Below are 21,403 nucleotides of genomic sequence, written 5' to 3' on the forward strand. Positions count from 1 at the left end.
ACTAAACATTAAGAGGAACTGAAGCATCACGATCTCAGGATCGTGTTTTGCTGTTGTAATATTCACGTAGTGAATATGTTCAGGCGGGAATATATTGAAAATGAAGTGGTTGTAACAGCTGTTTTTACTGTCGCCTTCGTACAATAGCACGAAGGCGACAGCGGGAGGGGGCGTTAGCCTGTATTGCGCATACCGGCTGCAACACCAGCGATAGTCACCATCAGCGCTTGTTCAACGCGTGGATCCGGTTCATGGCCTTGCTCTTCGGCCTGGCGTGAGCGGTGTAACAATTCTGCCTGTAAGACGTTCAGCGGGTCAGTATAAACATTCCTTAACTGAATGGACTCGGCAATCCACGGCAGGTCGGCCATCAAATGTGAGTCGTTGGCAATCGCCAGTACGACATCGATATCTGCTGCCAGGCGTTGGCGTAGCTCTTCACCCAGCGGCCACAGCTCTTTTTTGACCAGGCGCTGATCGTAATACTCTGCCAGCCACAGGTCTGCTTTCGCGAAAACCATTTCCAGCATGCCAAGGCGTGTGGAGAAGAATGGCCAGTCGCGGCACATCGCTTCGAGTTCGCTTTGCTTACCATCTTCAACCACTTTTTGCAGCGCGGTACCAGCACCAAGCCAGGCCGGGAGCATCAGACGGTTCTGCGTCCAGGCAAAGATCCACGGTATAGCACGCAGAGACTCAACGCCGCCGGTCGGACGGCGTTTTGCCGGACGTGAACCGAGCGGCAATTTACCCAGTTCCTGCTCCGGTGTAGCTGAGCGGAAATAAGGGACGAAGTCTTTGTTTTCACGAACATATCCACGGTATAGCTCGCAGGAAATATCGGAAAGCTCATCCATGATATGACGCCAGTTATCCTTCGGTTCTGGCGGTGGTAACAGGTTGGCCTCCAGAATTGCTCCGGTATACAGCGACAGGCTGCTGATGGTCACTTCCGGCAGGCCGTACTTAAAGCGGATCATCTCCCCTTGTTCTGTCACGCGCAGACCGCCTTTCAGACTGCCTGGCGGTTGAGAGAGCAGCGCCGCATGCGCAGGCGCGCCGCCGCGACCAATGGATCCGCCGCGACCGTGGAACAGCGTCAGTTCGATACCGGCTTTTTCGCAGGTTTTGATCAGCGCGTCCTGAGCCTGGTATTGCGCCCAGGACGCCGCCATCACGCCCGCGTCTTTTGCGGAATCAGAGTAGCCGATCATGACCATCTGTTTGCCCTGAATAAAGCCGCGGTACCAGTCGATATTCAGAAGCTGGGACATGACGTCATCGGCATTGTTGAGGTCGTCCAGCGTTTCAAATAGCGGAGCGACCGGCATAGCAAAACCAATTCCGGCTTCTTTCAGCAGCAGATGCACGGCCAGCACATCCGACGGCGTTTTCGCCATCGAGATAACATAGGCGGCAATGGAGCCATACGGGGCTTCGGCAATGACCTGACAGGTGTCGAGCACTTCACGGGTGTCATTGCTCGGCTCCCAGTTACGCGGCAGGAGCGGACGCTTGGAATTCAGTTCGCGGATCAGGAAAGCCTGTTTATCAGCTTCCGACCAGTTTTCGTAGTCGCCAATGCCCAGATAACGAGTCAGTTCGCCCAAGGCTTCAGTATGGCGTGTGCTTTCCTGACGAATATCAATACGCACCAGCGGCACGCCGAAACACTTCACGCGGCGCAGGGTGTCGAGCAATTCGCCATTGGCGATGATGCCCATACCACAGGCCTGTAGAGACTGGTAGCACGCGTAAAGCGGGTCCCAGAGCTGTTCGTTTTGGGTGAGAAGTCCCGCAGGTTTCGGCAATTTCTCGCCTTTCAGACGGGCTTCAAGCCAGGCCTGGGTCGCCATCAGACGAGAACGCAGGGTTTTCATCAGATAGCGGTATGGTTCCGCTGCGCCTTCTTCACCTACCAGTGCCATCAGCTCCGGTGTAGCATCCACCATCGACAGCTCAGAAATCAGAAACTGGATGTCTTTCAGGAACAGGTCTGTCGCTTTCCAGCGGCTGAGCAATAGCACGTGACGGGTGATATCCGCCGTTACGTTCGGGTTGCCGTCACGGTCGCCGCCCATCCAGGAGGTAAATCGAACCGGGACAAAATCAACTGGCAGCTTATATCCAAGATGCTCTTCCAGTTGTTCATTCAGCTCGCGCAGGTAGTTCGGCACACCTTCCCACAGGCTGTTTTCAACAACCGCGAATCCCCATTTGGCTTCATCAACCGGGCTTGGGCGCAGTTTGCGGATTTCATCCGTATGCCAGGACTGAGCAATGAGCTGACGCAGACGGCGCATCAGTTGGTTGCGTTCATAATCGACGAGGTCTTTGTTATCAAGCTGCTTGAGGCAGGCGTTCACTTCACCCATTTTATGGATCAGCGTACGACGAGTGATCTCGGTCGGGTGGGCGGTGAGTACCAGCTCCAGAGAGAGTGATTCTACGGCTTTCTTGATGGTGGCGTCATTGAGGTTGGGCTGCTCTTTCAGTTTACGCAGAGTGCGAGCAATCACTTCCGGGTTGCTGGCGGCTTCGCCTTTTGGCGAAATGCTGTGGTGCTGCTCGGCGGTGTTGGCCAGGTTCAGGAACTGGCTAAATGCGCGGGCAACCGGCAGCAGCTCGTCGTTAGACAGATTTTGCAGTGTGGTGAGCAATTCCTGGCGATTAATTTCATTGCCAGCGCGAGATGATTTGGACAGCTTTCGAATTGTTTCTACGCGATCAAGAATGTTCTCTCCCAACGCATCCTTGATGGTCTCTCCCAGCACTTTGCCGAGCATACTGACATTACTACGCAACGCGGAATATTGTTCGTTCATATTAACCCAGACACCCCATCTATTTTGAATATGTCCTGTATCTTTCGCGCCTGACTATCACGCAAAATCTTGCGGACTTAACTTTTTAGCCGTCTTTTATAAAGCCACGTAAAACACGTGACGTCAATTGCTGCGAAATCGGTTCAGCAAACGAATAAATGCCGTGAATTTACGTTATTTAATTCACATCCAATCAAATAAGCGTTGCTTATGGAAATGTTAAAAAATCGCCCCGCTTACCACTAAGGGATTAGCGGGGTGACAAGCAGTTAATGCCAGCAGAAATGGTGCACAACCTGGGTGATTAATTCGCGGGTTGGCTTAATAAAGCGCGTTTCCAGATACTCATCCGGCTGATGCGCCTGATTAATGGAGCCTGGACCCAATACCAGCGTTGGGCAAAGCGTCTGGATAAACGGCGCTTCGGTGCAATAGTTCACCACTTCAGTCTGTGCGCCCAGCAGTTTCTCAACCACCTCTACCAGTTGATGGTCAGGTGGGCACTCATAGCCTGGAATTGGCGGATGCAGTTCAGATACGGTCAGGCGACCCGGCCAACGTTCGCTGACAGGGGCCAGCGCTTCGTTAAGTAACCCATTGAGATCGTTTAGCGTCATACCCGGTAGCGGGCGAATATCCATATGCAATTCGCAGCAGGCGCAGATTCGGTTGGCGGCGTCACCGCCGTGGATGTGGCCCAAATTTAACGTTGGATACGGGACGGTAAAGGCATCATGGTGATAGCGAGCTTTCAGGTCATCGCGCAGATGCATGATATGGCCGATGGCATCATGCATCAGTTCAATCGCATTAACGCCACGCGCCGGATCGCTTGAATGACCCGACTGTCCCAGAATGCGTATCGCATTAGAGATATGGCCTTTGTGCGCGCGCACCGGTTGCAGGGATGTGGGTTCGCCAATGATCGCGCAGTCCGGGCGCAGAGCGGTAGTTTCAGAGAAGTAGCGAGCTCCCGCCATGCTGGTCTCTTCGTCAGCAGTGGCCAGAATGTACAGGGGTTTTTTCAGTTTCGTGACGTCGACATCACGCAACGCGTCGAGGATAAAGGCGAAGAAGCCTTTCATGTCCGCCGTACCCAAACCATACAGCTTATTGTCATGCTCGGTTAGAGTGAACGGATCGCGCGTCCAGCGTCCGTCATCAAAGGGTACGGTATCGGTATGGCCCGCCAACAACAGGCCGCCAGCGCCCTGTCCAATGCTCGCCAGCATATTGAATTTATTTCGCGTATCGGGAACCGGTTGGACCTCAACATTGAAGCCTAAATCTTTAAACCAGCCCGCCAGCAGAGTGATTAAACCTGCATTGCTTTGATCGAGCGCTTCTTCGGTGGCGCTGATCGATGGCGTGGCAATCAGAGCGCGGTAAATCTCGATAAATGGCGGTAAATTGTTTTTCATTGTTGACACACCTCGGGTCATGATAGTATCAATATTCATGCAGTATTTGTGAATAAAAATACATTAACGTTGAGCGTAATAAAACCCACCAAGTGTAAGGTGAGGTGATAAAGGCTTATACCTGGCAACAGAATCTAAGAAGGTGAGCTGCCCCGATGTTGAATACGCTGATTGTGGGCGCCAGTGGCTATGCCGGCGCAGAGCTTGTGACCTATGTAAATCGCCATCCTGATATGACCATAACCGCTTTGACCGTCTCAGCGCAAAGCAATGATGCAGGAAAATTAATCTCCGATTTGCATCCGCAGTTGAAAGGCATTGTCGATTTACCGTTGCAGCCAATGTCAGATATCAGCGAGTTTAGCGCAGGGGTGGATGTTGTGTTCCTCGCAACGGCTCATGAGGTGAGTCATGACCTGGCTCCGCAGTTTTTGCAGGCCGGTTGCGTGGTGTTTGACCTTTCGGGCGCGTTTCGCGTAAACGACGGCGCGTTCTATGAAAAATATTATGGCTTTACGCATCAGCATCCTGAGCTGCTGGAGCAGGCCGTTTATGGGCTGGCGGAGTGGAACGCGGACAAACTGAAAGAAGCGAATCTGATTGCTGTGCCAGGTTGTTACCCGACGGCGGCGCAGCTTTCGCTGAAACCGTTGATTGATGCCGGGCTGCTGGATCTCAGCCAGTGGCCGGTAATTAATGCGACCAGCGGCGTGAGCGGTGCGGGGCGTAAAGCGGCTATCTCCAACAGCTTTTGTGAGGTGAGCCTGCAGCCGTATGGCGTGTTTACCCATCGTCATCAGCCGGAAATCGCCACTCATCTGGGGACAGAAGTGATTTTCACCCCGCATCTGGGTAACTTCCCGCGCGGAATTCTGGAAACTATCACTTGCCGCCTTAAGGCGGGCGTAACCCATGCTCAGGTGGCTCAGGCGCTGCAACAGGCGTATGGCGATAAACCGCTGGTGCGTCTGTATGACAAAGGGGTTCCGGCGCTGAAGAATGTGGTTGGATTACCGTTCTGCGATATCGGGTTTGCCGTACAGGGTGAACACCTGATCGTCGTGGCGACGGAAGACAACTTATTGAAAGGCGCGGCGGCACAGGCGATGCAGTGCGCAAATATTCGTTTTGGCTTTGCCCAAACGCAGTCTCTTATTTAGGGTGCAACAATGAATCCATTAATTATCAAGTTGGGCGGCGTTTTACTGGATAGTGAAGAGGCGCTGGAGCGCTTGTTTACCGCACTGGTGAATTATCGTGAGTCGCACCAGCGTCCGCTGGTCATTGTGCATGGTGGCGGCTGCGTGGTCGACGAGCTGATGAAGCAGCTGAATCTGCCGGTGAAAAAGAAAAATGGTCTGCGCGTCACGCCTGCCGATCAAATTGACATTATTACCGGTGCCCTGGCGGGAACGGCGAATAAAACCTTGCTGGCCTGGGCGAAAAAGCATCACATCGCGTCTGTGGGTCTGTATCTTGGCGATGGCGACAGCGTAAAAGTGACGCCGCTCGATAAAGAACTGGGTCATGTTGGACTGGCGCAGCCGGGTTCGCCTAAGCTGATTAACACGCTGCTGGAAAGCGGTTTTCTGCCGGTAGTGAGCTCTATTGGCGTCACTGATGATGGGCTGCTGATGAACGTGAATGCCGATCAGGCGGCAACGGCGCTGGCGGCAACGCTGGGTGCGGATCTGATCCTGCTCTCTGATGTAAGCGGTATTCTGGATGGCAAAGGCCAGCGTATTGCCGAAATGACTGCAGCGAAAGCGGAACAGCTGATTGAACAGGGCATTATTACCGATGGCATGATCGTGAAGGTGAATGCGGCGCTGGATGCCGCGCGTACGCTGGGTCGTCCGGTGGATATCGCCTCCTGGCGTCATGCAGAGCAACTCCCGGCGCTGTTTAACGGCACGCCAATTGGTACGCGTATTCTGGCTTAACTACTAATGTGCCGGATGGCGGCTTCGCCTTATCCGGCCTACGTGGGTTTTGTAGGCCCGGTAAGCGCAGCGCCACCGGGCAAAAATATCATATTAAGGAAATTCGTTATGGCACTTTGGGGTGGGCGTTTTACACAGGCAGCAGATCAGCGGTTCAAACAGTTCAACGACTCGTTGCGTTTTGACTACCGCCTGGCAGAACAGGATATTGTTGGCTCTGTGGCCTGGTCCAAAGCGTTGGTAACGGTCGGTGTACTGACTGCTGATGAACAGCTGCGGTTGGAAGAGGCGCTGAATAATCTGCTGGAAGAGGTTCGTGCGAATCCTCAGCAGATTCTGCAAAGCGATGCCGAAGATATTCACAGTTGGGTGGAAGGTAAGCTGATTGATAAAGTCGGCCAGCTTGGTAAAAAACTGCATACCGGACGTAGCCGTAACGACCAGGTCGCGACCGATCTCAAGCTGTGGTGCAAAGACACGGTTATCGAATTACTATCGGCCAATCGTCAGTTGCAAACTGCGCTGGTGGTGACGGCGGAGAATAACCAGGACGCCGTCATGCCGGGTTACACCCACCTGCAACGTGCGCAGCCGGTGACGTTTGCTCACTGGTGTCTGGCCTATGTTGAAATGTTGGCGCGTGACGAGAGCCGCCTGCAGGATGCGCTCAAACGCCTGGACGTCAGTCCGTTAGGCTGCGGCGCGCTGGCGGGTACGGCGTATGAAATCGATCGCGAGCAGCTGGCGGGTTGGTTGGGCTTTGCCTCGGCTACGCGCAACAGTCTGGACAGCGTTTCTGACCGTGACCACGTGCTGGAGTTACTCTCAGACGCCTCTATCGGCATGGTACACCTGTCGCGTTTTGCTGAAGACCTGATTTTCTTTAACACCGGCGAAGCGGGCTTTGTCGAGCTGTCTGATCGTGTGACTTCGGGTTCATCTCTGATGCCGCAGAAGAAAAATCCGGATGCGCTGGAGCTGATCCGTGGCAAATGCGGTCGCGTGCAGGGTGCGTTGACCGGCATGATGATGACGTTAAAAGGCCTCCCGCTGGCATACAACAAAGATATGCAGGAAGACAAAGAAGGGCTGTTCGACGCGCTCGACACCTGGCTGGACTGTCTGCATATGGCCGCGCTGGTGCTGGATGGTATCCAGGTGAAACGTCCGCGTTGTCAGGAAGCGGCGCAGCAGGGCTATGCTAACGCCACTGAACTGGCGGATTATCTGGTGGCGAAAGGTGTCCCGTTCCGCGAAGCGCACCATATCGTAGGTGAAACGGTGGTCGAGGCGATTCGACAGGGCAAACCGCTGGAGGCGCTGTCGCTTGCTGACTTACAAAAGTTTAGCCAGGTGATTGGCGATGACGTTTACCCGATCCTCTCGTTGCAATCGTGCCTGGACAAGCGTGCGGCGAAAGGCGGCGTGTCACCCCAGCAGGTTGCACAGGCGATCGACTACGCGAAGGCGCGTCTGGCATAAATTGATGGGTAATCATTCGAGCCTGGCGTCACGCCGGGCTTTTTTATGCAAAAAAAATGCGGACACAAGGTCCGCAAAAGTTCACGTTGGCTTTAGTTATTTCGAGTATGAGAGAAACTCTCAAAACGGACAGTAGCTTCAAGGGTTAAAGGGGTACCGTTCCGTTTCTGTGGTGCATTATTAAACAGAAAGCTTGATAGGGATAATCGTTCGTTGCTATGCTACCTATCGCTACGAACTATCGTGGCGATGGAGGATGAATAATGAATATTCGTGATCTTGAATACCTGGTAGCGCTAGCCGAACATCGTCACTTCCGACGAGCGGCAGACTCCTGTCACGTTAGCCAACCAACGCTGAGCGGGCAGATCCGCAAGCTGGAAGATGAGCTTGGCGTCATGTTGTTGGAGCGTACGAGTCGCAAGGTGCTGTTCACCCAGGCTGGTTTGCTGCTGGTGGATCAGGCGCGCACCGTGCTGCGCGAGGTCAAAGTGCTCAAGGAGATGGCAAGCCAACAAGGCGAGACAATGTCTGGCCCGCTGCATATTGGTTTGATCCCAACGGTGGGGCCATACCTGCTGCCGCATATTATTCCGATGTTGCACCAGACCTTCCCAAAACTGGAAATGTATCTCCATGAAGCGCAGACACATCAGCTGTTAGCGCAACTGGATAGCGGCAAGCTCGACTGCGTCATTCTGGCGCTGGTGAAAGAGAGTGAGGCGTTCATCGAAGTACCGCTATTTGATGAGCCTATGCTGCTGGCGATCTATGAAGATCATCCGTGGGCAAACCGTGACTGTGTACCGATGTCCGATCTGGCGGGTGAAAAACTGCTGATGCTGGAAGATGGCCACTGCCTGCGCGATCAGGCAATGGGCTTCTGCTTTGAAGCGGGTGCTGATGAAGATACCCATTTTCGGGCAACCAGTCTGGAAACGCTGCGTAACATGGTGGCGGCAGGAAGCGGTATTACCTTACTGCCTGCGCTGGCTGTTCCGCCGGAGCGTAAGCGTGATGGTGTCGTTTATCTGCCATGCATTAAACCCGAACCGCGTCGTACGATTGGTCTGGTGTACCGTCCTGGTTCGCCGCTGCGCAGCCGTTATGAACAGTTGGCAGAGGCCATCCGTGGATCAATGGATGGCCATTTCGACAGTGCGTTAAAACAGGCGGTTTAAGCCATTTAGCGCTGCTACCCGATAGGCTTCTGCCATGGTTGGGTAGTTAAAGGTGGTGTTAACGAAGTACTCGATAGTGTTACCACCACCTTTTTGCTCCATTATCGCTTGTCCGATGTGAATAATTTCGGCCGCACGCTCCCCAAAGCAGTGGATCCCCAGAATCTCTTTGGTTTCGCGATGGAACAGGATCTTCAGCGTTCCGACACTCATACCCACGATTTGCGCACGTGCCAGATGCTTAAACTGGGCGCGGCCAACCTCGTATGGAACTTTCATTGCCGTGAGTTGCTGTTCGGTTTTACCAACGGAGCTGATTTCTGGAATGGTATAAATCCCGGTCGGGATATCTTCAATCAGATGCGCGGTGGCTTCGCCTTTTACCAACGCCTGGGCGGCAATGCGTCCCTGGTCGTAGGCCGCCGATGCCAGGCTCGGATAACCGATCACATCCCCTACGGCATACACATGCGGCAGCGCCGTCTGGTACATGCTATTCACTTTGAGCTGCCCACGGCTGTCGGTTTTCAGACCAATGTTTTCCAGCGCCAGCGAATCGGTATTACCGGTACGGCCATTGGCGTACAACAGGCAGTCTGCCTTCAGTTTCTTACCGGATTTCAGGTGCATGATGACGCCGTCATCGCAGCCTTCAATCTTCTCATACTCTTCGTTGTGGCGAATGACCACACCGCTGTTCCAGAAGTGGTAAGAGAGGGAGTCGGACATCTCTTGATCGAGGAATGCCAGCAGACGATCGCGGGTGTTGATTAAATCAACTTTGACGTCCATTCCACGGAAGATCGACGCATATTCACAGCCAATGACCCCCGCGCCATAAATCAGCACATGGCGGGGTTCGTGGTGCAGGCTCAGGATAGAGTCGCTGTCGTAAACCCGGGGATGCGAAAAGTCGACATCAACAGGGCGATAAGGACGCGAACCGCAGGCAATAACAAACTTATCCGCAGTCAGCGTTTCCACCGTACCGTCGTGACATTCCAGGGCGATCGTGTGTTCATCAACAAAACGGGCATTCCCCTGCAAAATTTCGCAGTGATTGCGCTCGTAAAATCCTTGCCGCATACGCGTTTGCTGATTAATAACGTTATCAGCGTGGTTGAGAATATCGGCAAAAGAAGAACGTAGGAGTCGGGAGTGGTCGCTGTACAGTGGGTTCTGATTGAATTCAATAATGCGGCTGACGGCGTGGCGGAGGGCTTTCGACGGGATGGTGCCCCAGTGGGTACAGCCTCCGCCGACGTTATGATAGCGCTCAATCACCGCGACGCGCGCTCCTTGCTTAACCAGACCCATTGCAGCGCCTTCGCCGCCGGGACCGGAACCTATTACTATTGCATCGTAATCGTAGGAATGTGACATGGTCAGGCTTACCTGTTCTTATACATAAAAGCAACAGAATAGTAACATCGTTGTCAGGATAACCCAATTATCGTTGTGCTTTTTTGCGAAGTCGAAGCACAAACTGCGCGTAAACAATCATTCACAAAGCCATGCCAACCGCCTAATCTCTGGTATAGTGCCAGCAAGGTATGTGGAAGGATTCAGACATCGTGATGGGCGTTAGAGCGCAACAAAAAGAAAAAACCCGGCGTTCGCTGGTAGAAGCCGCATTTAGTCAACTGAGCGCTGAGCGTAGTTTTGCCAGCCTCAGTTTACGCGAAGTTGCTCGTGAAGCGGGCATTGCGCCAACCTCGTTTTATCGCCATTTCCGCGATGTGGATGAACTCGGCCTGACGATGGTGGACGAAAGCGGTCTGATGCTGCGTCAATTGATGCGCCAGGCGCGCCAGCGTATCGCGAAGGGCGGGAGTGTGATCCGCACCTCGGTCTCAACATTTATGGAGTTCATCGGCAACAATCCCAACGCCTTCCGTTTATTATTGCGCGAGCGTTCGGGGACATCCGCAGCGTTTCGTGCAGCGGTCGCACGTGAAATTCAGCACTTCATTGCGGAACTTGCGGACTATCTGGAACTCGAAAACCATATGCCTCGTGCGTTTACTGAAGCGCAAGCCGAAGCCATGGTAACCATTGTTTTCAGCGCCGGGGCAGAAGCACTGGATGTTGGCGCTGAACAGCGTCGACAGCTAGAAGAGCGGCTGGTATTGCAACTGCGCATGATCGCGAAAGGCGCATTTTATTGGTACCGCCGTGAACAAGAGAAGATGACGCACCACTCCGAGTAACGAGAAGGACAAGCAATGAAACAGTCAGGTCAAGATAAAGGTACGCTGCTGCTGGCGCTGGTTGCTGGCTTATCGATCAATGGTACATTTGCGGCGCTGTTTAGCTCCATTGTGCCATTCTCCGTATTCCCGATTATTTCGCTGGTGCTGACGGTTTATTGTTTGCATCAACGCTATCAGAACCGCACCATGCCTGTGGGATTGCCGGGCCTGGCCGCCGCCTGTTTTATTCTCGGTGTTCTGCTGTACAGCACCGTGGTACGCGCTGAATATCCGGATATTGGCTCTAACTTCTTCCCGGCGGTGCTGTCGGTGATTCTGGTGTTCTGGATCGGCTTTAAAGTGCGTAACCGTAAACAGGAAATTGTGGAGTAATAGTTGTCGCTGTAGGCCGGATAAGGCAAAGCCGCTATCCGGCAATCTGAACCGGTAGTGCTTATCCGGCTTCCGTTCAGTCTTACTTCTTCGTTAACAGTACTCCGCACTCCATATGGTGCGTATACGGGAACTGATCGAATAGCGCCAGACGTGAAACATTGTGCGTCTGGCTTAACGTTTCCAGGTTCTTACACAGCGTCTCCGGATTGCAAGAGATGTACAGAATGCGCGGATACGCCTGCACCATTTTCTCCGTTTCGCTGTCCAGACCGCTGCGCGGTGGGTCAACGAAGATAGTTTCACACTGGTAACTCTTCAGATCGATTCCCTGCAAACGGTTGAACTCGCGAACACCGTTCATCGCCTGTGTAAACTCTTCGGCCGCCATGCGGATAATTTGTACGTTATCAATATGGTTAGCCGCGATGTTGTACTGTGCAGCAGCCACGGACGGTTTGGCGATTTCAGTGGCCAGTACGCGGTTGAAGTTTTGCGCCAGGGCTAACGAGAAATTGCCATTGCCGCAATACAGCTCCAGCAGGTCGCCTTTTGAGCCCCTGGTGACATCAATCGCCCACTCTAACATCTGAATATTCATGGCGGCGTTTGGCTGGGTGAAGCTGTTCTCAACCTGGCGGTAGATAATCTCTTTACCTGCAACCGGCAAGCGTTCGTCAATGTAGTCCTGGTCCAGCTCAATTTTGGTTTTGGTAGCCCGACCAATCAAATGCACGTTCAGGTTTTGCGCCCGCAGCGCATCTCGCAGCGCTTCGGCTTCCTTACGCCATTCATCATCCAGCTTTTTATGGTACAGCATCGAAACCACCGCCTGATCGCTCAGGGTTGTGAGGTAATCAATCTGAAACAGTTTGTGGCGCAGGACGTGGTTGTTGCGAACGCCGTCGATCATTGCCGTCATTAGCGTGTTGATGAGCTCGCTGGCAGCCGGGAAGCTGTCGACGCGAATACGGTTTTTGGTCTGGCTGTCGAACATGATGTGGTACAGGTCATCACCGTCATGCCACAGGCGGAATTCGGCGCGCATACGGTAATGGCTGACCGGTGAGCGAAACACTTCCGGAGCCTGTGCATAAAATGGCGTCATTAAGCTCTGCAGACGCACTACTTTCTCAGCTAACTGGGCGTCGTACTGTTCTGTCGGAAGGTGTTCGGGGGTCATGATGCGTCCTGAAAAATAAAAGTACGCGGGGATTGTAGGGATTGCTCAACAGATGTCCAGTCATTGATGATTTCCGATAATGTGATACGCGGTCTGGACACCAGGTTGTAACAAACTGTAGCATCCGTTTTCCGGTCCTGTGAGTTAAAAGGGAATCCAGTGTAAATCTGGAGCTGACGCGCAGCGGTAAGGAAGGTAAGAGATGAGCGCACCTGGTGCAGACACTGCGGATTGCCGCGGGAAGTCATCGTCTCTTTAAGTCGCCTCCAAGCCCGAAGACCTGCCGGCTAACGTCGCATCTGGTTTTCATCATCGCGTACTATCGGTGGGACCTGCGGCATCCTTCTTAAATTGTGGATGCTTTACAATGATCAAAAAATCATTGCTGTGCACGGCGCTGTCCGTCACGGCATTTTCTGGTTGGGCACAGGACACTCGCCCGGATACTCTCGTCGTCACTGCCAACCGTTTTCAGCAGCCTCGTAGCGCAGTACTCGCTCCTATTACCGTTGTTACGCGTCAGGATATCGATCGCTGGCAATCTACCTCCGTGAATGATGTGCTTCGTCGCCTGCCTGGCGTCGATATCGCTCAATACGGTGGTATGGGACAAAACTCGTCTATCTCTATTCGCGGCACCAACGCCAGCCATGTTCTGGTGCTGATTGACGGCGTGCGCCTGAACCTGGCAGGGGTTAGCGGCGCAGCCGATCTCAGCCAGTTCCCGGTCTCGTTAGTGCAGCGTATCGAATACATTCGAGGGCCGCGTTCGGCGGTTTATGGTTCTGATGCGATTGGCGGCGTGGTGAATATCATTACCACGCGCGAAAAGCCGGGGACGGAACTGACAGCCGGTGTGGGGAGCAATGGGTATCAGAATTACGATGTCTCAACCCAACAACAGCTCGGCGAAAATACGCGCGTCACGCTGATGGGCGATTATGCCTATACCAAAGGCTTTGATGTTGTAGCATACGGCAGCACCGGCTCTCAGGCTCAGCCCGACAAAGACGGCTTCTTAAGTAAGACGCTGTATGGCGCGCTGGAACACAACTTTTCCGATACATGGAGCGGGTTTGTTCGCGGTTATGGTTATGATAACCGCACGAATTACGACTCATATTACTCTCCTGGCTCGCCGCTCCTCGATACCCGAAAACTCTACAGCCAAAGCTGGGATGCCGGACTGCGTTTTAATGGCGAGCTTATCCAGTCGCAGCTGGTTTCGAGCTATAGCCATAGCAAAGACTACAACTATGATCCGGATTATGGCCGCTATGATTCCTCGGCCACACTGGATGAGATGAAGCAATATAATGTGCAGTGGTCAAACAGCATAGTGGTTGGTCATGGTAATGTGGGCGCTGGTGTCGACTGGCAAAAGCAAACTACGGAGCCTGGCACCGGGTATGTCACGGACGGTTACGACCAGCGAAATACCGGCCTCTACTTGACGGGATTACAGCAACTGGGTGATTTCACTTTCGAAGGTGCTGCGCGCAGTGATGATAACTCCGAGTTTGGACGTCATGGCACATGGCAAACCAGCGCCGGATGGGAGTTTATTGAAGGCTATCGCTTTATTGCGTCCTACGGTACATCTTACAAAGCACCTAATCTCGGGCAGTTGCATGGTTATTACGGCAATTCGAACCTGGATCCTGAACAAAGTAAGCAATGGGAAGGGGCGTTTGAAGGCTTAACGGCGGGTGTGAACTGGCGAGTTTCAGGGTATCGTAACGATATCGATGACATGATCGATTATGACCCACATACCGAGAAATACTTTAACGAAGGTAAAGTACGCATTAAAGGCGTTGAAGCGACCGCAAACTTTGATACCGGACCGCTGGCACATACGTTGAGCTACGATTATGTCGATTCGCGCAATGCAATTACGGACAAGCCCCTCGCACGACGTTCTAAACAGCAGGTGAAATACCAGCTTGACTGGCAGGTCTATGATTTTGACTGGGGCCTGACGTATCACTACCTGGGAACGCGTTATGACACGGACTACTTAACCTACCAGCCGGTAAAAATGGGAGGAGTTAGCCTGTGGGATCTTGCCGTGTCATATCCAATCACCTCACAGCTGACAGTTCGTGGTAAAATCGCCAACCTGTTCGATAAAGATTACGAGACAGTTTATGGCTACGCAACTGCAGGACGGGAATACACCTTGTCTGGCAGCTACACCTTCTGATCCCCGTCCCACTGTGCTGGTGTTTGATTCCGGCGTCGGTGGGTTGTCGGTCTATGACGAGATCCGGCGTCTTCTGCCGGATCTCCACTATATCTACGCTTTCGACAACGTCGCCTTTCCTTATGGAGAGAAGAGCGAGGAGTTTATCGTCGAGCGTGTTGTTGAGATTGTGACTGCTGTCCAGCAGCGCTATCCCCTTTCTCTTGCGGTCATCGCATGTAATACAGCAAGCACGGTGTCGCTTCCTGCGTTACGTGAGAAGTTTGCCTTCCCGGTTGTGGGCGTGGTGCCTGCGATTAAACCGGCGGCGCGACTCACGGCGAATGGCGTAGTGGGGCTGCTGGCTACGCGTGCAACGGTGAAGCGCTCGTATACCCATGAGCTGATTGCGCGGTTTGCTAACGAATGCCAAATTGCAATGTTGGGTTCTGCTGAGTTGGTGGAACTGGCGGAAGCGAAGCTGCACGGCGAAACGGTCTCTCTGGAAGAGCTGCGGCGTATTCTGCGTCCGTGGCTGCGGATGTCGGAACCACCCGATACGGTAGTGCTCGGTTGCACTCATTTCCCTCTATTACAGGAAGAGCTTTTACAGGTCCTGCCCGAGGGGACGCGGCTGGTGGATTCTGGTGCCGCGATTGCGCGCCGCACGGCCTGGTTATTAGAACATGAAGCGCCAGATGCGAAATCAACCGATGAGAACGTTGCATTTTGTATGGCAATGACGACAGAAGCCGAACAACTATTGCCCGTGCTACAGCGCTATGGCTTTAAAACGCTCGAAAAACTGTCAGTTTAAGTGGTTTTGATGAAAAAATACGCACTCGGAAGATTATTTTAAATTTCCCCTTGTCAGCCCGAAATAACTCCCTATAATGCGCCTCCACTGACACGGAACAACGGATTACAAGCCGCCGGGTCAGCGGGGTTCTCCTGAGAATCTCGTAGAGAAAAGCAAAAATAAATGCTTGACTCTGAATGAGGAAAACGTAATATACGGGACCTCGCGACAGAGCGCTAAAGCGCGTCGCAACTGCTCTTTAACAATTTATCAGACAATCTGTGTGAGCACTCGAAGATACGGATTCTTAACGTCGCAAGACGAAAAATGAATACCAAGTCTCTGAGTGAACATACGTAATTCATTACGAAGTTTAATTCACGAGCATCAAACTTAAATTGAAGAGTTTGATCATGGCTCAGATTGAACGCTGGCGGCAGGCCTAACACATGCAAGTCGAACGGTAGCACAGAGGAGCTTGCTCCTTGGGTGACGAGTGGCGGACGGGTGAGTAATGTCTGGGAAACTGCCCGATGGAGGGGGATAACTACTGGAAACGGTAGCTAATACCGCATAACGTCGCAAGACCAAAGAGGGGGACCTTCGGGCCTCTTGCCATCGGATGTGCCCAGATGGGATTAGCTAGTAGGTGGGGTAACGGCTCACCTAGGCGACGATCCCTAGCTGGTCTGAGAGGATGACCAGCCACACTGGAACTGAGACACGGTCCAGACTCCTACGGGAGGCAGCAGTGGGGAATATTGCACAATGGGCGCAAGCCTGATGCAGCCATGCCGCGTGTATGAAGAAGGCCTTCGGGTTGTAAAGTACTTTCAGCGAGGAGGAAGGCGTTGTGGTTAATAACCGCAACGATTGACGTTACTCGCAGAAGAAGCACCGGCTAACTCCGTGCCAGCAGCCGCGGTAATACGGAGGGTGCAAGCGTTAATCGGAATTACTGGGCGTAAAGCGCACGCAGGCGGTCTGTCAAGTCGGATGTGAAATCCCCGGGCTCAACCTGGGAACTGCATCCGAAACTGGCAGGCTAGAGTCTTGTAGAGGGGGGTAGAATTCCAGGTGTAGCGGTGAAATGCGTAGAGATCTGGAGGAATACCGGTGGCGAAGGCGGCCCCCTGGACAAAGACTGACGCTCAGGTGCGAAAGCGTGGGGAGCAAACAGGATTAGATACCCTGGTAGTCCACGCCGTAAACGATGTCGACTTGGAGGTTGTGCCCTTGAGGCGTGGCTTCCGGAGCTAACGCGTTAAGTCGACCGCCTGGGGAGTACGGCCGCAAGGTTAAAACTCAAATGAATTGACGGGGGCCCGCACAAGCGGTGGAGCATGTGGTTTAATTCGATGCAACGCGAAGAACCTTACCTACTCTTGACATCCACGGAACTTGCCAGAGATGGCTTGGTGCCTTCGGGAACCGTGAGACAGGTGCTGCATGGCTGTCGTCAGCTCGTGTTGTGAAATGTTGGGTTAAGTCCCGCAACGAGCGCAACCCTTATCCTTTGTTGCCAGCGGTCCGGCCGGGAACTCAAAGGAGACTGCCAGTGATAAACTGGAGGAAGGTGGGGATGACGTCAAGTCATCATGGCCCTTACGAGTAGGGCTACACACGTGCTACAATGGCATATACAAAGAGAAGCGACCTCGCGAGAGCAAGCGGACCTCATAAAGTATGTCGTAGTCCGGATTGGAGTCTGCAACTCGACTCCATGAAGTCGGAATCGCTAGTAATCGTGGATCAGAATGCCACGGTGAATACGTTCCCGGGCCTTGTACACACCGCCCGTCACACCATGGGAGTGGGTTGCAAAAGAAGTAGGTAGCTTAACCTTCGGGAGGGCGCTTACCACTTTGTGATTCATGACTGGGGTGAAGTCGTAACAAGGTAACCGTAGGGGAACCTGCGGTTGGATCACCTCCTTACCTTAAAGAAACGTTCTTTGTAGTGCTCACACAGATTGTCTGATGAAAATTAGCAGTAAGAAAATCTCTGCAGGCTTGTAGCTCAGGTGGTTAGAGCGCACCCCTGATAAGGGTGAGGTCGGTGGTTCAAGTCCACTCAGGCCTACCAAATTCTTTCTGATACCGCGTTGTGAAACGACTCGCATACTTCAGTATGCTTCGCCGCTCCACGCCTTGTCTCAGCAGGAATTAAGGTGAATGAGATAACTACGATGGGGCTATAGCTCAGCTGGGAGAGCGCCTGCCTTGCACGCAGGAGGTCTGCGGTTCGATCCCGCATAGCTCCACCATCTTTACTGCAAAAACACAAGAAAACTTCAGAGTGTACCTGAAAAGGTTCACTGCGAAGTTTTGCTCTTTAAAAATCTGGATCAAGCTGAAAATTGAAACGACACACTGTGTCTGTTCTCCGTAATAAGAACAGATAAATGGTGTGTTCGAGTCTCTCAAATTTTTGCAAGTCGATGATGAATCGAAAGAAACATCTTCGGGTTGTGAGGTTAAGCGACTAAGCGTACACGGTGGATGCCCTGGCAGTCAGAGGCGATGAAGGACGTGCTAATCTGCGATAAGCGTCGGTAAGGTGATATGAACCGTTATAACCGGCGATTTCCGAATGGGGAAACCCAGTGTGATTCGTCACACTATCATTACGTGAATACATAGCGTAATGAAGCGAACCGGGGGAACTGAAACATCTAAGTACCCCGAGGAAAAGAAATCAACCGAGATTCCCCCAGTAGCGGCGAGCGAACGGGGAGCAGCCCAGAGTCTGAATCAGCTTGTGTGTTAGTGGAACGGTCTGGAAAGTCCGACGGTACAGGGTGATAGTCCCGTACACCAAAATGCACAGGTTGTGAACTCGAAGAGTAGGGCGGGACACGTGGTATCCTGTCTGAATATGGGGGGACCATCCTCCAAGGCTAAATACTCCTGACTGACCGATAGTGAACCAGTACCGTGAGGGAAAGGCGAAAAGAACCCCGGCGAGGGGAGTGAAAAAGAACCTGAAACCGTGTACGTACAAGCAGTGGGAGCATCCTTTTGGGTGTGACTGCGTACCTTTTGTATAATGGGTCAGCGACTTATATTCTGTAGCAAGGTTAACCGTATAGGGGAGCCGAAGGGAAACCGAGTCTTAACTGGGCGTTAAGTTGCAGGGTATAGACCCGAAACCCGGTGATCTAGCCATGGGCAGGTTGAAGGTTGGGTAACACTAACTGGAGGACCGAACCGACTAATGTTGAAAAATTAGCGGATGACTTGTGGCTGGGGGTGAAAGGCCAATCAAACCGGGAGATAGCTGGTTCTCCCCGAAAGCTATTTAGGTAGCGCCTCGTGAACTCATCTTCGGGGGTAGAGCACTGTTTCGGCTAGGGGGTCATCCCGACTTACCAACCCGATGCAAACTGCGAATACCGAAGAATGTTATCACGGGAGACACACGGCGGGTGCTAACGTCCGTCGTGAAGAGGGAAACAACCCAGACCGCCAGCTAAGGTCCCAAAGTCATGGTTAAGTGGGAAACGATGTGGGAAGGCACAGACAGCCAGGATGTTGGCTTAGAAGCAGCCATCATTTAAAGAAAGCGTAATAGCTCACTGGTCGAGTCGGCCTGCGCGGAAGATGTAACGGGGCTAAACCATGCACCGAAGCTGCGGCAGCGACACTATGTGTTGTTGGGTAGGGGAGCGTTCTGTAAGCCGTTGAAGGTGTATCGTGAGGTATGCTGGAGGTATCAGAAGTGCGAATGCTGACATAAGTAACGATAATGCGGGTGAAAAACCCGCACGCCGGAAGACCAAGGGTTCCTGTCCAACGTTAATCGGGGCAGGGTGAGTCGACCCCTAAGGCGAGGCCGAAAGGCGTAGTCGATGGGAAACAGGTTAATATTCCTGTACTTGGTGTTACTGCGAAGGGGGGACGGAGAAGGCTATGTTAGCCGGGCGACGGTTGTCCCGGTTTAAGCATGTAGGCGGAGGTTCCAGGTAAATCCGGTACCTTTTTAACGCTGAGGTGTGATGACGAGGCACTACGGTGCTGAAGTAACAAATGCCCTGCTTCCAGGAAAAGCCTCTAAGCATCAGGTAACACAAAATCGTACCCCAAACCGACACAGGTGGTCAGGTAGAGAATACCAAGGCGCTTGAGAGAACTCGGGTGAAGGAACTAGGCAAAATGGTGCCGTAACTTCGGGAGAAGGCACGCTGATATGTAGGTGAAGTGATTTACTCATGGAGCTGAAATCAGTCGAAGATACCAGCTGGCTGCAACTGTTTATTAAAAACACAGCACTGTGCAAACACGAAAGTGGACGTATACGGTGTGACGCCTGCCCGGTGCCGGAAGGTTAATTGATGGGGTTATCCGTAAGGAGAAGCTCTTGATCGAAGCCCCGGTAAACGGCGGCCGTAACTATAACGGTCCTAAGGTAGCGAAATTCCTTGTCGGGTAAGTTCCGACCTGCACGAATGGCGTAATGATGGCCAGGCTGTCTCCACCCGAGACTCAGTGAAATTGAACTCGCTGTGAAGATGCAGTGTACCCGCGGCAAGACGGAAAGACCCCGTGAACCTTTACTATAGCTTGACACTGAACACTGGTCCTTGATGTGTAGGATAGGTGGGAGGCTTTGAAGTGTGGACGCCAGTCTGCATGGAGCCATCCTTGAAATACCACCCTTTAATGGCTGGTGTTCTAACGTGGACCCGTGATCCGGGTTGCGGACAGTGTCTGGTGGGTAGTTTGACTGGGGCGGTCTCCTCCTAAAGAGTAACGGAGGAGCACGAAGGTTAGCTAATCCTGGTCGGACATCAGGAGGTTAGTGCAAAGGCATAAGCTAGCTTGACTGCGAGAGTGACGGCTCGAGCAGGTGCGAAAGCAGGTCTTAGTGATCCGGTGGTTCTGAATGGAAGGGCCATCGCTCAACGGATAAAAGGTACTCCGGGGATAACAGGCTGATACCGCCCAAGAGTTCATATCGACGGCGGTGTTTGGCACCTCGATGTCGGCTCATCACATCCTGGGGCTGAAGTAGGTCCCAAGGGTATGGCTGTTCGCCATTTAAAGTGGTACGCGAGCTGGGTTTAGAACGTCGTGAGACAGTTCGGTCCCTATCTGCCGTGGGCGCTGGAGAATTGAGGGGGGCTGCTCCTAGTACGAGAGGACCGGAGTGGACGCATCACTGGTGTTCGGGTTGTCATGCCAATGGCATTGCCCGGTAGCTAAATGCGGAAGAGATAAGTGCTGAAAGCATCTAAGCACGAAACTTGCCCCGAGATGAGTTCTCCCTGAGACTTTAAGTCTCCTGAAGGAACGTTGAAGACGACGACGTTGATAGGTCGGGTGTGTAAGCGTAGCGATACGTTGAGCTAACCGATACTAATGAACCGTGAGGCTTAACCTTACAACGCCGAAGATGTTTTGGCGAAGAGACGACATTCAGCTTGATACAGATTACATTAACCGGCGAAAAGCGGGTTAATAACAGAATTTGCCTGGCGGCTGTAGCGCGGTGGTCCCACCTGACCCCATGCCGAACTCAGAAGTGAAACGCCGTAGCGCCGATGGTAGTGTGGGGTCTCCCCATGCGAGAGTAGGGAACTGCCAGGCATCAAATAAAAGCGAAAGGCCCGGTCGAAAGACCGGGCCTTTTGTTTTATCTGTGGTCTGTCGGTGAGCGCTCTCCTGAGGAGGACAAATCCGCCGGGAGCGGATTTGAACGTTGCGCAGCAACGGCCCGGAGGGTGGCGGGCAGGACGCCCGCCATAAACTGCCAGGCATCAAATAAAGTGAAAAAGCCCATCCTGACGGATGGGCTTTT

The 21,403-nt window shown here is 52.9% G+C and carries 12 protein-coding genes, 2 tRNA genes, 3 rRNA genes and 1 riboswitch; of the genes, 13 read left to right on the forward strand and 4 right to left on the reverse strand.

From position 1 onward, the window contains the following. Positions 1-173 precede the first annotated feature (173 nt). Together ppc and argE are read right to left on the reverse strand one after the other, a co-directional pair. A complete protein-coding gene (ppc, locus tag WN16_RS04615) occupies positions 174-2,825 on the reverse strand; it encodes a phosphoenolpyruvate carboxylase (RefSeq protein WP_003840542.1) in 2,652 nt (883 codons plus the stop codon). 269 nt (positions 2,826-3,094) lie between these two features. Beyond that, a complete protein-coding gene (gene argE / locus WN16_RS04620) occupies positions 3,095-4,246 on the reverse strand; it encodes an acetylornithine deacetylase (RefSeq protein WP_003028848.1) in 1,152 nt (383 codons plus the stop codon). A gap of 155 nt (positions 4,247-4,401) precedes the next feature. Between argE and argC the strand changes: the two genes are divergently transcribed. The 4 genes from argC (at position 4,402) to oxyR (ending at position 8,852) form a co-directional block, all read left to right on the forward strand. Next, a complete protein-coding gene (argC, locus tag WN16_RS04625; RefSeq protein WP_016151284.1) occupies positions 4,402-5,406 on the forward strand; it encodes an N-acetyl-gamma-glutamyl-phosphate reductase in 1,005 nt (334 codons plus the stop codon). Between the two features lie 9 nt (positions 5,407-5,415). Then, entirely contained in the window at positions 5,416-6,189 is a 774-nt protein-coding gene (gene argB, locus WN16_RS04630) for an acetylglutamate kinase (RefSeq protein ID WP_003028854.1), read from the forward strand. Between the two features lie 108 nt (positions 6,190-6,297). After that, the gene (gene argH, locus WN16_RS04635) at positions 6,298-7,671 is read left to right on the forward strand and encodes an argininosuccinate lyase (RefSeq protein WP_003028856.1); all 1,374 of its coding nucleotides are present in this window, start codon (positions 6,298-6,300) and stop codon (positions 7,669-7,671) included. Positions 7,672-7,934: 263 nt separating this feature from the next. Further along, complete coding sequence (gene oxyR, locus WN16_RS04645; RefSeq protein WP_003028858.1) at positions 7,935-8,852, forward strand: DNA-binding transcriptional regulator OxyR; 918 nt, start codon at positions 7,935-7,937, stop codon at positions 8,850-8,852. Here the strand turns inward: oxyR and sthA are convergent. Continuing rightward, positions 8,835-10,235 (reverse strand): Si-specific NAD(P)(+) transhydrogenase, encoded by a 1,401-nt coding sequence (gene sthA, locus WN16_RS04650; RefSeq protein WP_003028860.1) that lies wholly within the window; start codon positions 10,233-10,235, stop codon positions 8,835-8,837. The two genes, oxyR and sthA, sit on opposite strands and share 18 nt — an antisense overlap. 191 nt (positions 10,236-10,426) lie before the next feature. Here sthA and fabR point away from each other — a divergent pair, with 191 nt between their 5' ends. Beyond that, positions 10,427-11,062, forward strand: coding sequence for an HTH-type transcriptional repressor FabR (gene fabR / locus WN16_RS04655; protein WP_003028862.1), 636 nt, complete (start codon positions 10,427-10,429; stop codon positions 11,060-11,062). Positions 11,063-11,077: 15 nt separating this feature from the next. Next, on the forward strand, positions 11,078-11,437 hold the full coding sequence (locus WN16_RS04660; protein ID WP_003028863.1) for a YijD family membrane protein: 360 nt from the start codon (positions 11,078-11,080) through the stop codon (positions 11,435-11,437). Between the two features lie 82 nt (positions 11,438-11,519). Here WN16_RS04660 and trmA read toward each other — a convergent pair whose 3' ends face one another. Then, a complete protein-coding gene (gene trmA / locus WN16_RS04665; protein ID WP_003028866.1) occupies positions 11,520-12,620 on the reverse strand; it encodes a tRNA (uridine(54)-C5)-methyltransferase TrmA in 1,101 nt (366 codons plus the stop codon). A gap of 115 nt (positions 12,621-12,735) precedes the next feature. Then, a riboswitch (cobalamin riboswitch) is annotated at positions 12,736-12,923 on the forward strand. Positions 12,924-12,987: 64 nt separating this feature from the next. Here trmA and btuB point away from each other — a divergent pair. The 7 genes from btuB (at position 12,988) to rrf (ending at position 21,192) form a co-directional block, all read left to right on the forward strand. After that, entirely contained in the window at positions 12,988-14,826 is a 1,839-nt protein-coding gene (gene btuB, locus WN16_RS04670) for a TonB-dependent vitamin B12 receptor BtuB (protein WP_044701858.1), read from the forward strand. Beyond that, positions 14,771-15,622 (forward strand): glutamate racemase, encoded by an 852-nt coding sequence (murI, locus tag WN16_RS04675; RefSeq protein ID WP_003847829.1) that lies wholly within the window; start codon positions 14,771-14,773, stop codon positions 15,620-15,622. The genes btuB and murI overlap by 56 nt, the downstream gene beginning before the upstream one ends. Before the next feature lie 377 nt (positions 15,623-15,999). Then, positions 16,000-17,541, forward strand: a 16S ribosomal RNA gene (locus tag WN16_RS04680). 71 nt (positions 17,542-17,612) lie between these two features. Continuing rightward, positions 17,613-17,689 (forward strand) — tRNA-Ile (locus WN16_RS04685). 105 nt (positions 17,690-17,794) lie between these two features. Continuing rightward, a tRNA-Ala gene (locus tag WN16_RS04690) sits at positions 17,795-17,870 on the forward strand. A 208-nt stretch (positions 17,871-18,078) separates the two neighbouring features. Then, positions 18,079-20,986: ribosomal RNA gene (locus WN16_RS04695) — 23S ribosomal RNA — on the forward strand. Between the two features lie 90 nt (positions 20,987-21,076). Continuing rightward, positions 21,077-21,192: ribosomal RNA gene (gene rrf, locus WN16_RS04700) — 5S ribosomal RNA — on the forward strand. Together the 16S, 23S and 5S rRNA genes with 2 tRNA genes alongside form the textbook arrangement of a ribosomal RNA operon. The last annotated feature ends 211 nt before the right edge of the window (positions 21,193-21,403 follow it).

Origin of the sequence: Citrobacter sp. ABFQG, assembly GCF_004322975.1 — a bacterium.
Taxonomy (GTDB): Bacteria; Pseudomonadota; Gammaproteobacteria; order Enterobacterales; family Enterobacteriaceae; genus Citrobacter; species Citrobacter freundii.

What these genes read in the sequence shown, in the direction of transcription:
- btuB (WP_044701858.1), top strand. Translation starts at nt 12,988, where the DNA reads ATGATCAAAAAATCATTGCTGTGCACGGCGCTGTCCGTCACGGCATTT.
- argC (WP_016151284.1), top strand. Translation starts at nt 4,402, where the DNA reads ATGTTGAATACGCTGATTGTGGGCGCCAGTGGCTATGCCGGCGCAGAG.
- ppc (WP_003840542.1), bottom strand. Translation starts at nt 2,825, where the DNA reads ATGAACGAACAATATTCCGCGTTGCGTAGTAATGTCAGTATGCTCGGC.
- argE (WP_003028848.1), bottom strand. Translation starts at nt 4,246, where the DNA reads ATGAAAAACAATTTACCGCCATTTATCGAGATTTACCGCGCTCTGATT.
- argH (WP_003028856.1), top strand. Translation starts at nt 6,298, where the DNA reads ATGGCACTTTGGGGTGGGCGTTTTACACAGGCAGCAGATCAGCGGTTC.
- sthA (WP_003028860.1), bottom strand. Translation starts at nt 10,235, where the DNA reads ATGTCACATTCCTACGATTACGATGCAATAGTAATAGGTTCCGGTCCC.
- trmA (WP_003028866.1), bottom strand. Translation starts at nt 12,620, where the DNA reads ATGACCCCCGAACACCTTCCGACAGAACAGTACGACGCCCAGTTAGCT.
- oxyR (WP_003028858.1), top strand. Translation starts at nt 7,935, where the DNA reads ATGAATATTCGTGATCTTGAATACCTGGTAGCGCTAGCCGAACATCGT.
- murI (WP_003847829.1), top strand. Translation starts at nt 14,771, where the DNA reads ATGGCTACGCAACTGCAGGACGGGAATACACCTTGTCTGGCAGCTACA.
- WN16_RS04660 (WP_003028863.1), top strand. Translation starts at nt 11,078, where the DNA reads ATGAAACAGTCAGGTCAAGATAAAGGTACGCTGCTGCTGGCGCTGGTT.
- argB (WP_003028854.1), top strand. Translation starts at nt 5,416, where the DNA reads ATGAATCCATTAATTATCAAGTTGGGCGGCGTTTTACTGGATAGTGAA.